At 56.7% G+C, this 13386-nt stretch carries 13 protein-coding genes; 9 read left to right on the top strand and 4 right to left on the bottom strand.

Annotated features, from left to right (window positions below):
* The 4 genes from mreD to csrD form a co-directional block, all read right to left on the bottom strand.
* A complete protein-coding gene (mreD, locus tag FDP13_RS16235; RefSeq protein WP_033577509.1) occupies positions 1 to 489 on the bottom strand; it encodes a rod shape-determining protein MreD in 489 nt (162 codons plus the stop codon).
* Positions 486 to 1628, bottom strand: a complete 1143-nt coding sequence (mreC, locus tag FDP13_RS16240) for a rod shape-determining protein MreC (protein ID WP_143839899.1) — start codon at positions 1626 to 1628, stop codon at positions 486 to 488. The genes mreD and mreC overlap by 4 nt, the downstream gene beginning before the upstream one ends.
* Before the next feature lie 101 nt (positions 1629 to 1729).
* The gene (gene mreB, locus FDP13_RS16245) at positions 1730 to 2773 is read right to left on the bottom strand and encodes a rod shape-determining protein MreB (protein ID WP_012883014.1); all 1044 of its coding nucleotides are present in this window, start codon (positions 2771 to 2773) and stop codon (positions 1730 to 1732) included.
* A gap of 314 nt (positions 2774 to 3087) precedes the next feature.
* On the bottom strand, positions 3088 to 5034 hold the full coding sequence (gene csrD, locus FDP13_RS16250) for an RNase E specificity factor CsrD (protein WP_015848140.1): 1947 nt from the start codon (positions 5032 to 5034) through the stop codon (positions 3088 to 3090).
* A gap of 152 nt (positions 5035 to 5186) precedes the next feature.
* Between csrD and FDP13_RS16255 the strand changes: the two genes are divergently transcribed.
* The 9 genes from FDP13_RS16255 to prmA all read left to right on the top strand — a co-directional run bounded on the left by FDP13_RS16255 (position 5187) and on the right by prmA (position 13369).
* Entirely contained in the window at positions 5187 to 6173 is a 987-nt protein-coding gene (locus FDP13_RS16255) for an MDR family oxidoreductase (protein WP_040002818.1), read from the top strand.
* Between the two features lie 185 nt (positions 6174 to 6358).
* Positions 6359 to 7360 (top strand): protein-methionine-sulfoxide reductase catalytic subunit MsrP, encoded by a 1002-nt coding sequence (msrP, locus tag FDP13_RS16260; protein ID WP_143839900.1) that lies wholly within the window; start codon positions 6359 to 6361, stop codon positions 7358 to 7360.
* 82 nt (positions 7361 to 7442) lie between these two features.
* On the top strand, positions 7443 to 8042 hold the full coding sequence (msrQ, locus tag FDP13_RS16265; protein ID WP_015848143.1) for a protein-methionine-sulfoxide reductase heme-binding subunit MsrQ: 600 nt from the start codon (positions 7443 to 7445) through the stop codon (positions 8040 to 8042).
* 239 nt (positions 8043 to 8281) lie between these two features.
* Entirely contained in the window at positions 8282 to 8734 is a 453-nt protein-coding gene (gene aroQ / locus FDP13_RS16270; protein ID WP_015848144.1) for a type II 3-dehydroquinate dehydratase, read from the top strand.
* A gap of 35 nt (positions 8735 to 8769) precedes the next feature.
* On the top strand, positions 8770 to 9234 hold the full coding sequence (gene accB, locus FDP13_RS16275; RefSeq protein ID WP_027713376.1) for an acetyl-CoA carboxylase biotin carboxyl carrier protein: 465 nt from the start codon (positions 8770 to 8772) through the stop codon (positions 9232 to 9234).
* An 11-nt stretch (positions 9235 to 9245) separates the two neighbouring features.
* Positions 9246 to 10589: an acetyl-CoA carboxylase biotin carboxylase subunit gene (accC, locus tag FDP13_RS16280; RefSeq protein ID WP_027713377.1), complete on the top strand. Its 1344-nt coding sequence runs from the start codon at positions 9246 to 9248 to the stop codon at positions 10587 to 10589.
* 194 nt (positions 10590 to 10783) lie between these two features.
* A complete protein-coding gene (locus FDP13_RS16285) occupies positions 10784 to 11026 on the top strand; it encodes a YhdT family protein (RefSeq protein WP_143839901.1) in 243 nt (80 codons plus the stop codon).
* Complete coding sequence (panF, locus tag FDP13_RS16290) at positions 11016 to 12467, top strand: sodium/pantothenate symporter (RefSeq protein ID WP_143839902.1); 1452 nt, start codon at positions 11016 to 11018, stop codon at positions 12465 to 12467. Before FDP13_RS16285 ends, panF begins: the two co-directional genes overlap by 11 nt.
* Positions 12468 to 12481: 14 nt before the next feature.
* Complete coding sequence (gene prmA / locus FDP13_RS16295; RefSeq protein WP_015848149.1) at positions 12482 to 13369, top strand: 50S ribosomal protein L11 methyltransferase; 888 nt, start codon at positions 12482 to 12484, stop codon at positions 13367 to 13369.
* Positions 13370 to 13386: the final 17 nt, after the last annotated feature.

Below are 13386 nucleotides of genomic sequence, written 5' to 3' on the forward strand. Positions count from 1 at the left end.
TTATTGAACGGCAAACTGGCGGCGAATCTTGCGCATCAGCAGGAACAGCCACGGCCATAGCACGCCGTCGACAACACTATTCCAGAAAATTTCCGGCCGTAAAGAGACATTGATCACCAGGAACTCTGCCCAAAACACCAGTAAATCCAATACCAGCGACAGCAACATGACGATCAGCGCCTGCTGCCACAACGCCATATTACGGAACAACTGGAATTTGAACGCCACCAGATAGGCGACAATACTCAGCCCCAACGCCCGAACCCCCAGCGTAGAACCGAGAATCAGGTCGGTGATCATCCCCAACACAAACCCGGTGCCGACATTAACCCGGTGCGGCAGCGCCATCACCCAGTAAATCAGGATCAAGGTCAGCCAGGAGGGGCGATACATATAAAGCTCATCCGGCCAGGGCATGATTTGCAGCACCATCGCCGCCAAAAAAGAGAGCCAGATAATCCAGTGACCGTGTCGGTGATAGCTGTTCATCGGCTACCTCCCGGCGCAGCGGGTGACGTTCCCTGCGGTGACGGCGCCGTCTGATTCATAGCCGGCGATGTCGTATTGCGAGGCGTCGCCGTATTGGCAGGCTTAGACTGCGCCGCACCATTCGTTTTCGGTGGAGTGGCTTTTGCCGGAGCCGCTTTAGCCGGCGGGCCGACGAAATCAGGCGACGATGTATTGGCCGAGGCAGGAGCAGGCGGCCCCATTTCCTCCGGCGACGGCAGTACGTGCGGCATCATTTGCATCAGGCGCTCATTCGCCACCCGATGTACCTCGTCCTGCGGTAACGCGGTACGGGAATTACTGTCCACGCCCCACATCAACAGCAGATAGCGTAAACGCTGCAGCTCGGCGGTAGGGCGAGCCTGAATAACGGTGTAGGCGCGCTGGGTATCCACTTTTACCGACGAGACGACCGCTACCGGATACCCTTCAGGGAAACGCCCGCCCAGACCGGACGTAACCAGCACATCGCCGACCCGGATATCCGTATTGTTAGGCAAGTGCTCCAGTTGTAAATCTTCGGTGCAGCCGTTGCCGGCGGCAATCACACGGATGTCGTTACGCAGCACCTGAATCGGCAGCGCATGAGAGGCATCGCAAATCAACAGCACACGGCTGGTAAACTGCCCCACCGCGACAACCTGCCCCACCACGCCTTTATCGCTGATGACCGGTTGTCCTTCGTACACGCCGTTGACGTTGCCTTTGTCGATCACCACCTGATCGCTGTACGGGTCGGACCCGGAGGACAGCACCTGTGTGACCATCTTCTGCTCTTCCTGACGCAACGGCGAGCCCAGCAGTTCACGCAGACGGGCGTTTTCCTGACGGAATTGCCCCAACAGCAACAGATCGCTGTTTTTCAGCAACAGTTCCTGACGCAAAGCGGTATTTTCCCGTTCCAGTTGCTCGCGGGAAGTCAGATTGGCGGACAGGTTATCCAGCATGGCGCGCGGGCCATTCGCCAGAAAATAGAAAGGGCTGACGGCGGTATCCATGTACGTTCTGATTTTGACGAACGTACCGAGCCGACTGTCAGCAAAAATAATGACAATTGCGGTAATGACAGCAAGAAAAAGGCGCAGTTGCAGGGAAGGGCCCCGGCTAAAAATCGGCTTCATAAAATTGCGTATTCCTCGACAATAAAAAGGGGGCTACCACGCGGGATGAATCCAACAGATTTTCATCCATGCGATCGGTCCCCCTCTTTGTTCTGGCTGGATTATTCTTCGCTGAACAAATCGCCGCCATGCATGTCGATCATTTCCAACGCTTTACCGCCGCCACGTGCTACGCAAGTCAACGGATCTTCGGCCACCACAACCGGAATACCGGTTTCTTCCATCAGCAGGCGATCAAGGTTGCGCAACAGTGCGCCACCGCCGGTCAACACCATGCCGCGCTCAGAAATATCGGACGCCAGTTCCGGCGGACACTGCTCCAGTGCCACCATCACGGCGCTGACGATACCGGTCAGCGGTTCCTGCAACGCTTCCAGAATCTCATTGGAATTGAGATTGAAACCGCGCGGCACACCTTCCGCCAGATTACGACCGCGCACTTCGATTTCGCGCACTTCATCGCCTGGATAGGCAGAACCGATTTCATGCTTGATACGCTCGGCGGTCGCTTCACCGATCAACGAGCCATAGTTACGACGCACATAATTGATGATGGCTTCGTCAAAACGGTCGCCGCCGATACGTACGGAAGAGGAGTACACCACGCCGTTCAGCGAGATAACCGCCACTTCGGTCGTACCACCACCGATATCCACCACCATGGAGCCGGTTGCTTCAGATACCGGCAGGCCGGCACCGATCGCAGCCGCCATCGGTTCCTCGATCAGGAACACTTCGCGGGCGCCTGCACCCTGAGCAGACTCACGGATAGCACGGCGTTCAACCTGGGTCGCGCCGACCGGCACACACACCAGCACACGCGGACTCGGGCGCATAAAGCTGTTGCTGTGTACCTGCTTGATAAAATGCTGCAACATTTTTTCAGTGACGAAGAAGTCGGCGATCACGCCGTCTTTCATCGGGCGAATGGCGGCGATATTACCCGGCGTACGGCCCAACATCTGTTTGGCTTCATGACCCACGGCGGCCACGCTTTTCGGGGAACCGGCACGATCCTGGCGAATAGCCACCACGGAAGGCTCATTCAGTACAATGCCTTGTCCTTTTACGTAAATCAGGGTATTGGCGGTACCCAGGTCGATGGACAAGTCGTTGGAAAACATGCCACGAAATTTCTTAAACATAACTAAAGGATAATCCTGCAAGCTGGGGGCGGAAATGAAATCCGCTTACTGTACCAACCACACGCAACAGCGACAAGGCGCTAACCGGCTCTGCTACGGTGAAAAAATGATGTTTGCGCAAATTACCATGATAATGAATGCCTGCAGAACAGCGATCCTTCTGGCAGCGACAGGGATTGTTGCGAGTTGTCCCCGAAAATTGCGCGAACCACCGACATAAAATCTAACATTTTCGTGCGCGCCATACCGTTCAGCAAACCGGCCAGCTACGCCATGGCGCCGATATTCTACGCTAGTTTGTTTGGATTTTGACATCAAACATACGTGCGCGGTGAATATTTTTTCAGCGTGTTGCTTACCGGTTCGGAGGCGGCGAACAGATCCCCCTGGCCGCCGCAAACGCCTTTGTCCAGCAATGTCTGCCATTCTTCTCGCGTTCGCACGCCCGAGGCGAACACCTGAGCGTGCGTGCCCTTACAGGCTTCGGTCAGGCTGCTGACAAACAGCTGATTCTCCGGTCGCTTATCCAGACTACGCACCAATCCTGGGTGGAGTTTGATCACCTCCACATGCAGCGACTTGATATAGGCGGTGCTGACCAGCGTCAGCCCGGCCTGCGTCACCGCCAGCCGACAACCTAAGCCGGTAATCATGGCCAGAATCGGACGCAAACGGCCGATATATTGACACACATCGGCCTCTGCAAGCTCAAACAACAATCGCTGACGCTGTTTTTTCGGACACTGGAGCAGTGTTTCACGCAACCAGCGCAGGAACGGCCGTTGCAGCAGCGAATCCACCGTGATGGGGAAAGCCAGCACCGAATCCTGCCAGCTGACGGTGAGAGCGATCACCCGAGTGATCAACTGGCGGTCATAACCGGATGTCAGGCCGAGCTGACGCACCAGCGGCATGTACTCCGCCTCCAGCAATTCTTGGGTACCATCATAAATTCGGCTAAACATTTCCCGATGGTGCACCTCGCCATCGCAGGTAATCGCCGGTTTCTGATACAAGCGCGGCCCGCCGCGCAACAGGGTGTGTTCCAGCAGTGTGCGCCATTTAACGCTGCCGCGCCCTTTCTCCGGCACCCACCGGTCATAAACGCACCAGCCGTTACCGCCCTGCAATACCGCGTTACGGGTGGCGTCTTCCACGCTTTCCATCACCTGTTCGGTGGTCTGCCCGCTGTGATACGCGCAAATACCGATGTGCAGAATATCTTCCCGATCGATGAGCGGCGTCATCGGCAGAATGTCGATGGCTTTCACCAGTTGGCTGGCGATACTGTCCGCTTCTTTCAGCGTCCGATGCGGCAACAGCACCGTAAAATCACTGTGGTAGTAACGAGCCAACAGCGCGGAGGGATAGCGCAGGACAAACGTAGACAGCAGGCTGATCAGCGTATTGCGATATTCTTCAAGCACACCGCCGTAGCCATGCGTTTCCTGCAAGGTATCGAAGTCCGGCAGGCGGATCATCATCACCACGCCATGCGTGCCGACGTCTTCCGGGTCTTCCAATTGTGTGGCGAGCTGATTTTCGAAAAACAGCCGATTATTCAGACCGGTTTGCGCATCCTGGGCCGCGAATGAGCGAATGAGGGTATCGACCCGACTACGAGCCTCACGCGCCTCGACCAGATCCAACAGCAACTGATCAAGAGCGCCGCTGGCCATGGCCGGCCATTCGTGTACCGAACCATGCATCACGGTATCGCGTTCACCCGCTAAAATCCGTCGGGCCCGTTTCTCCAGTTGCTCCTGCCCTGCCATCTGACGCCGAACCCAGCGCACGCCATGAAAAACGCCGACGGCGCTCATCAGTATCGCCAGCACCATCGAAAACATGGCCTTGAGATAGCGCGGTACGCCAAAAAACGGGTCGGCATAGGTGACATTGACCCGCACATCAGTGTGATGCAGCAGCGATAACGCGGTGTGACGATAAAACAGCGCCCGTTCATCCGCGTCGGACAACATTTCCGGCAAACGTAAGAAAAAGAGGCGTTCATGATTATCGCGGATTTCCAGTTCCACAATGCCGGCGGCTTTCATCACCGCCGGTAACCAGAACTGGATATTGTCGGGCGGCTGTACCAACAGCGCCTGATCGATACTCGCCGCCACCGCCCTGAGCTGATGCTCCATCCGTTGCTGGCTGTAACACACAAAACTGAAAATGCTGCTGACCAACATCAGCACCACGGCCAATGTCGTCAGCAACGTCATTACGATTGATATTCTGGCAGTCAACCCCATCCCTGCGCCTAACTCCGTATCAAAGAATTGAAAAATGCTTTCATGAGATACTTTGTGTGTTCTTTGCGATTTATCAGTTCGCATACTACCTGTTACAAATATAGTCCTTAAATGATTTACCTCTATTTTTGTCCCCGATAAGGAGGATTTTTATGCGCGCATTAGTGCTCGGGCAACAAGATAACCGGACTGTAGCCGACATCAACACCATCGAACCATCACAATTACCTGATGGCGATGTCACTGTCGATGTGAATTGGTCCGGTATCAACTATAAAGATGCACTCGCCATCACCGGCAAAGGAAAAATCATTCGTCAATTTCCGATGGTGCCGGGCATCGATTTCGCCGGCACCGTGCGCCATAGCGACCACCCCGACTTCAAGACCGGGCAGCCCGTGGTGCTGACCGGATGGGGCGTGGGTGAAACTCATTGGGGCGGACTGGCGGAACAGGCGCGAGTCCGGGCTGACTGGCTGGTGCCGTTGCCGCAAGGGTTGACGCCACGTCAGGCGATGATCATCGGTACCGCCGGGTTTACCGCCATGCTGTGCGTAATGGCGCTGGAAGAAGGCGGCGTAACGCCTGCAAGCGGCGAGGTGGTCGTTAGCGGCGCCAGCGGCGGCGTCGGCAGTACCGCCATTGCACTCTTACACGCGCTGGGGTATCAGGTAACGGCTGTCAGCGGCCGGGCGGATAACAGCGCCTATTTGCAACAACTTGGCGCTCATCAGGTGCTGGATCGCCGGGAATTTGCCGCTGCCGGTCGTCCGCTGGAAAAACAACGCTGGGCAGGCGCTATCGACACAGTGGGCGATCAGGTACTGGCGACGCTGCTGGCCCAAATGCATTACGGCGCGACCGTCGCCGCTTGTGGGCTGGCAGGCGGCGTCGCTCTGCCAACCACGGTCATGCCATTTATCCTGCGCAACGTACGCCTTCAAGGCGTGGATTCGGTGATGACGCCGCGCGCCCGGCGTGAGGAAGCCTGGCATCGCCTGGCGGCACTGCTGCCTTCCGCTTTCTATGAACAGGTCGCACAGGAAATTACGCTGGAGCAGGTTCCCGCCGCCGCCGCCGCACTGCTGGAAAACCGGGTGACCGGCCGTACGCTGGTACGCATCGGCACCGCAGATTGATACCTCCGTCAGAACAGGTCGATAACGACCTGTTCCTCCTTCTTTTTGGTAACACCCGGTAAAAAAAGAACGATTCCCCGGCACATTATTTCACCGCATACTGATGACAACGCCATCAAGACCAAAGCGTGTATTCAACCCGAATCCCCCAGCCTGACACCAATAATCAAAAGCGGGAGTTCACCATGTCCAGACATCGCAAACTGACCGACGCCGACGTGACGCCGGAATCACTGTTCCATCAGCGCCGCACCGTTCTCAAGGCGCTGGGTCTTACCGCCGCCACACTGAGCCTGCCGTCCGGCGCCCGCGCCGACCTGCTCAACTGGTTCAAGGGAAAGCCGGCCCCTGTTGCCCCACCCGGTAAACCGCTGACGTACAGTCAGCCGCCGCAGTGGCACCCTGATCTGGCGTTAACGCCGGAAGACAAGGTCACCGGTTATAACAATTTCTACGAATTTGGTCTGGATAAAGCCGACCCTGCCGCTAACGCGGGCGGCCTCAAGACCGAAGGCTGGAAGGTGCGGATTGACGGTGAGGTCGCCAAGCCCATCACGCTGGACATCGACGACATTCGGCGCCGTTTCCCGCTGGAAGAACGCATCTACCGCTTTCGCTGCGTCGAAGCCTGGTCGATGGTGGTGCCGTGGGTCGGGTTCGAACTGGCGCAATTGATAAAACTGGCCGAACCGACCGGTAGTGCGCGTTACGTCGCTTTCCAGACCTTGTATGACCCGGCGCAAATGCCCGGCCAGAAAGACGGTTTTATCGGCGGCGGCCTGGGTTACCCCTATGTCGAAGGGCTGCGTCTGGATGAAGCCATGCACCCGCTGACCTTGCTGGCGGTCGGTGTTTACGGCAAAACCTTGCCGCCGCAAAACGGCGCGCCGATACGGCTGGTTACGCCGTGGAAATACGGTTTCAAGAACATCAAATCCATCGTGCATATCACCCTGACGCGACAACAGCCGCCCTCCACCTGGAATCTGACCGCGCCCAACGAGTACGGGTTCTACGCCAATGTGAACCCAAACGTTGATCATCCACGCTGGTCACAGGCCAGCGAACGGGTCATCGGCGCCGGTGGATTGCTGAATGTGCAACGCCAGCCGACGCTCTTGTTCAACGGTTACGCCGATCAGGTGGCGTCGTTGTATCAGGGACTGGATTTACGGGCCAACTTCTAACCGTCTTTAGGCATGTAACCGGCCCAAGGCATTTCATGACGACACCTCAGGGGTATTCATCCATGCACAGGAAAGCGACGGTATGCGTCTAACGTCACGACACATCGCGGTGCTGAAAACGGTGCTTCATCTGGCGGCGTTCCTGCCGTTGATTTGGCTGGTCTTCGCGGTTAATCAGGGCGAGTTCAGCGCCGATCCGGCCAAAGATATCCAGCATTTTACCGGCAGAATGGCGCTGAAGCTGCTGCTGGCGACACTGATGGTGACGCCGCTGGCGCGCTACGGCAAACAACCGTTGCTGATTCGCTGCCGACGGCTACTGGGGCTATGGTGTTTTGCCTGGGCCAGCCTGCACCTGCTCAGTTATACCTTGCTAGAGTTGGGGGTTAATCACCTCGATTTGCTGGGAAAAGAGATTCTCCTGCGCCCTTACCTGACACTCGGGATGGTAAGCTGGCTGATACTGCTGGCGCTGACATTCACTTCTACGCAGTCCGCGCAGCGAAAACTGGGGACAGGCTGGCAAACACTGCACAATCTGATTTATCTGGTCGCGATCTTCGCGCCGGTTCATTACCTGTGGTCGGTAAAATCGCTGTCGCCATTGCCGATCATTTACGCTTTAGTTGCCGTCATATTGCTGCTTTTTCGCTACCAGAAGCTGCGTCGATGGCGTCGTTAATCCGCCATTTCGACACGCGCCGAACGGCCTTTTCAGCAATATTTCGTAAAATTTTGTCAATAACGCCGCGGGTAACTCCGCAGATAAGACCAGTATTTGGCTGCTAACTGCTACGATATGGCTATAATGTTCAAACCGCGCGGATGAAAAGGGACATTTTCGCTCCGCAAAGGGTGACAAACGGATAGCTTCGCGTTATGTTGTGCGCCACTGAGCCAATCGAGGGAGATAGCAGCACAATGGCAGACAAGTTTCACATTTTGCTCCTTAACGGTCCAAACCTGAATCTGCTGGGAACCCGTGAGCCGGAGAAATACGGCCATACGACGCTGGCAGAGATCGTGAGCCGGCTGGAACAAGATGCGACAGCGCTGAACGTGCGGCTTTCCCACCTGCAGTCGAATGCGGAACATGAGCTGATTGACCGTATCCATCAGGCCAGAGGAAATACCGATTTCATTCTGATTAACCCGGCAGCGTTTACCCACACCAGCGTGGCGTTGCGGGATGCTCTGTTGGCGGTCTCCATCCCGTTTATCGAAATCCACCTGAGTAACGTGTACGCACGTGAACCTTTCCGTCATCACTCTTATCTGTCTGATGTATCAGTTGGGGTGATCTGCGGTCTGGGGGCAGATGGATACCATTATGGTTTACAGACGGCGGTAAAACGCCTGTCAACATCCAATTAACCATTTCCAATTAACAAGAGTACGGAACCACATTCATGGATATTCGTAAAATCAAGAAACTGATCGAACTGGTTGAAGAATCCGGCATCGCCGAACTGGAAATCTCCGAAGGCGAAGAGTCGGTACGCATCAGTCGTGCTCCGGCACCGGGCACTTACCCGATGATGCAACAAGCCTATGCACCGATGCCGCAGGTAGCGCCAGTTGCCGCCCCGGCCGCCGCACCAGCCGCCGCTGCTGAAGCCGCCGCACCGGCCGCCATCAGTGGTCATGTGGTGCGTTCGCCGATGGTCGGTACCTTCTACCGCACGCCGAGCCCGGATGCCAAACCGTTCGTGGAAATCGGCCAGCAGGTGAAAGTGGGTGATACTCTGTGCATCGTTGAAGCAATGAAAATGATGAACCAGATCGAAGCGGACAAAGCAGGCGTGGTGAAAGCCATTCTGGTTGAAAGCGGCCAGCCGGTCGAATTTGACGAGCCACTGGTTGTCATCGAATAACGAGGCTTACCATGCTAGATAAAATTGTCATCGCCAACCGCGGTGAAATTGCATTGCGCATTTTGCGTGCCTGCAAAGAGCTGGGCATCAAAACCGTTGCGGTGCACTCCACGGCGGACCGCGACCTGAAACACGTATTGCTGGCGGACGAAACCGTGTGTATCGGTCCGGCTCCGTCGCCAAAAAGCTATCTGAATATCCCGGCTATCATCGCTGCGGCGGAAATCACCGGTGCGGTGGCCATCCACCCCGGTTACGGTTTCCTGTCTGAAAACGCTGACTTCGCCGAGCAGGTTGAACGTTCCGGTTTTATCTTCATCGGCCCGCGCGCCGACACCATCCGTCTGATGGGCGACAAAGTGTCTGCCATCAGCGCCATGAAGAAAGCCGGCGTGCCCTGCGTACCCGGTTCTGACGGCCCGCTGGGCGACGACATGGATAAGAACCGCGCCATCGGCAAGCGCATCGGTTATCCGGTCATTATCAAAGCTTCCGGCGGCGGCGGCGGTCGCGGTATGCGCGTCGTACGTAGCGAAAAAGAGCTGGAACAATCCATCGCGATGACCCGCGCAGAAGCCAAAGCGGCGTTCAACAACGATATGGTCTACATGGAAAAATATCTGGAAAACCCACGCCATGTGGAAATCCAGGTATTGGCCGACGGTCAGGGCAACGCCATTTATCTGGCGGAGCGTGACTGTTCCATGCAGCGCCGCCACCAAAAAGTGGTGGAAGAAGCGCCGGCACCGGGCATCACCGCCGATCTGCGGCGTTATATCGGTGAACGTTGCGCCAAAGCGTGCGTAGACATCAACTACCGCGGTGCGGGCACGTTCGAATTCCTGTTCGAGAATGGCGAGTTCTATTTCATTGAAATGAACACCCGTATTCAGGTAGAACACCCGGTAACCGAAATGATCACCGGTGTTGACCTGATCAAAGAGCAGTTGCGTATCGCTGCCGGTCAGCCGCTGTCCATCAAGCAGGAAGAAGTGAAAGTACGCGGTCACGCGGTGGAATGCCGTATCAACGCCGAAGACCCGAACAACTTCATGCCGAGCCCAGGCAAGATCACCCGCTTCCACGCGCCAGGCGGTTTTGGCGTTCGTTGGGAATCGCACATTTATGCCGGTTATACCGTACCGCCGCATTACGATTCCATGATCGGCAAACTGATCACTTACGGGGAAAGCCGCGACATCGCCATTTCCCGCATGAAGAATGCGTTGGCTGAGCTGATCATTGATGGCATCAAGACCAATGTGGAATTGCAGATGCGCATCATGTCCGACGAAAACTTCCAGCATGGTGGCACCAACATCCACTATCTGGAGAAGAAACTCGGCCTGCAGTAATCTTCCGCACCGATGAAACGGGTCGGCCCATGCCGGCCCGTTTTTATTTCTGCGCTATTCGCCGCTTTCTGGTTCGATATCTCGATTTTTCGCTGGGCAATTGGCTGACATGCCGTAAAATCCCCTGTTTTGTGTCATCTATACACATTACAAGCGCCATAAACGCTGATTCCTGCTGGATTTAGGGGGAAATCATGGATAAACGCTTTTTGCAGGCCCACCGCGAAGCCCGCTGGTCACTGATGTTGACGCTGGCTTATCTGGCGGCCTGGATGCTCTTTGCCTATCTACCCGACAACCGTCCCGGCCTGACCGGTTTGCCGCACTGGTTCGAACTGGCCTGTCTGTTGCTGCCGCTATTGTTCATCGGCTTGTGCTGGCTGATGGTGCGCGTCATCTTCCGCGATATTTCACTGGAGAATCACGATGCAGAGTGATGTCATCCTGCCGTTGATGGCTTATCTGTTACTGGTGTTTGGTCTGTCGGTCTATGCCTGGCGGCATCGCCAGCAGGGTAACTTTCTCACCGAGTACTTTATCGGCAACCGTTCGATGGGCGGCTTTGTACTGGCCATGACGTTAATCGGCACGTATGTCAGCGCCAGCTCGTTTATCGGCGGCCCCGGCGCGGCCTATAGATACGGGCTGGGCTGGGTACTGTTATCAATGATTCAGGTGCCGACGATGCTGTTGTCGTTGAGCATTCTCGGTAAGAAATTCGCGATTCTGGCACGCCGTTACAACGCCATTACCCTCAATGACATGCTGTACGCCCGCTACGGCAGCCGTTTGCTGGTGTGGTTTGCCAGCCTGAGCCTGCTGGTAGCGTTTATCGGCGCGATGGCGGTGCAGTTCATCGGCGGCGCGCGGCTGTTGGAAACGGTGGCGCATGTGCCTTATAACGTCGGGCTGCTGATTTTCGGTATTACCATCTTGCTCTATACCGCATTCGGCGGCTTTCGCGCCAGCGTACTGAACGATGCGCTGCAAGGCATCGTGATGCTGATCGGCACCGTGCTGCTGCTGGCAGGCGTTATCTACGCGGCAGGCGGGCTATCGTCCGCCGTCGACAAACTGGCGCAGATCAACCCGGCGCTGGTCGATCCGCACGGCAGCAATCAGATCCTGTCCGCACCGTTCATGGCCTCATTCTGGGTACTGGTGTGTTTCGGCGTGATCGGCCTGCCCAATACCGCCGTGCGCTGCATTTCCTACCGTGACAGCAAAGCGCTGCACCGCGGCATCTTGATCGGGACGATTGTCATCAGCGTGCTGATGCTGGGTATGCATCTGGCCGGGGCGCTAGGGCGCGCCATTCTGCCTAACCTGACCATTCCGGATCAGGTGTTGCCGGAACTGATGCTAACCGTGCTGCCGCCGCTGGCCGCCGGGATCTTCCTGGCGGCACCGACTGCCGCCATCATGTCGAACATTAACGCTCATTTACTTCAGGCTTCCGCCACGATCGTGAAAGATCTCTACCTGAGCGTCTATCCTCAGAAAATAAGCGATGAGCGCTACATCCGGCATTTATCCAGTTTTACCACCCTGCTGCTCGGCCTGCTGGTGCTGCTGGCGTCATGGCGACCGCCGGAAATGATCATCTGGTTGAACCTGCTGGCGTTCGGCGGGCTGGAAGCGGTGTTCCTGTGGCCATTGGTACTCGGCCTCTATTGGGAACGCGCCAACGCCGCCGGCGCGCTGAGCTCGATGTTCAGCGGCGCCGTCAGCTACACCCTGCTCGCCAGCTTCAATCTCCAACTGGCCGGCTTTCATCCGATTGTGCCATCGCTGCTGTTAAGCCTGGTGGCGTTTATTCTGGGTAACCGCTTAGGGCGTCAGCCTGCATCAGCGGTTGCTGCATCTTCATCACTTTGAGGTCAGAGGCTGCTATGCCGTGGATTCAACTGAAAATTAATACCTCCGGCGCACATGCGGAGCAATTAGGCGACGCGCTGTCTGAAAGCGGTGCCGTCTCGGTCACGTTTCAGGACACGCATGACACGCCGGTGTTCGAACCCCTGCCGGGCGAAACCCGTTTGTGGGGCGATACCGACGTGATTGGCCTGTACGACGCCGAAACCGATATGGCCGAGGTCGTTGCCATACTGGAGCAGGAACCGCTGCTCGGTGCCGGTTTCCCACACAAAATCGAGCAGTTGGAAGACAAAGACTGGGAGCGGGAATGGATGGAAAACTTCCATCCGATGCAGTTCGGCAAGCGGCTGTGGATTTGCCCAAGCTGGCGTGACGTACCGGACCCGAACGCGGTCAACGTGATGCTGGACCCCGGCCTGGCATTCGGCACCGGCACCCACCCCACCACCTCGCTGTGCCTGCAATGGCTCGACGGGTTGGATCTGGACGGCAAAACCGTCATCGATTTCGGCTGCGGCTCCGGCATTCTGGCGATCGCCGCCCTGAAACTCGGCGCCGCCCATGCTATCGGCATCGATATCGACCCGCAGGCGATTCAGGCCAGTCGCGATAATGCCCAGCGCAACGGCGTGTCTGAACGTCTGGAGCTGTATCTGCCGAAGGATCAACCCAACGATCTGTCTGCCGATGTGGTGGTGGCCAATATTCTGGCCGGCCCGCTGCGCGAGCTGGCGCCGCTGATCAGCGTGCTGCCAAAAACCGGCGGCCATCTCGGCCTGTCCGGCATTCTGGCTTCACAGGCGCAGAGTGTGGCGCAAGCCTATGCAGAGCGATTCCAGCTCGACCCGGTGGCGGAAAAAGAAGAGTGGTGCCGTATTACCGGTATCCGTAAACCGGCCTGACCCGCCGCGTTAACCTG

Source organism: Dickeya sp. ws52, from assembly GCF_007210685.1.
Classification (GTDB): Bacteria; Pseudomonadota; Gammaproteobacteria; order Enterobacterales; family Enterobacteriaceae; genus Dickeya; species Dickeya chrysanthemi.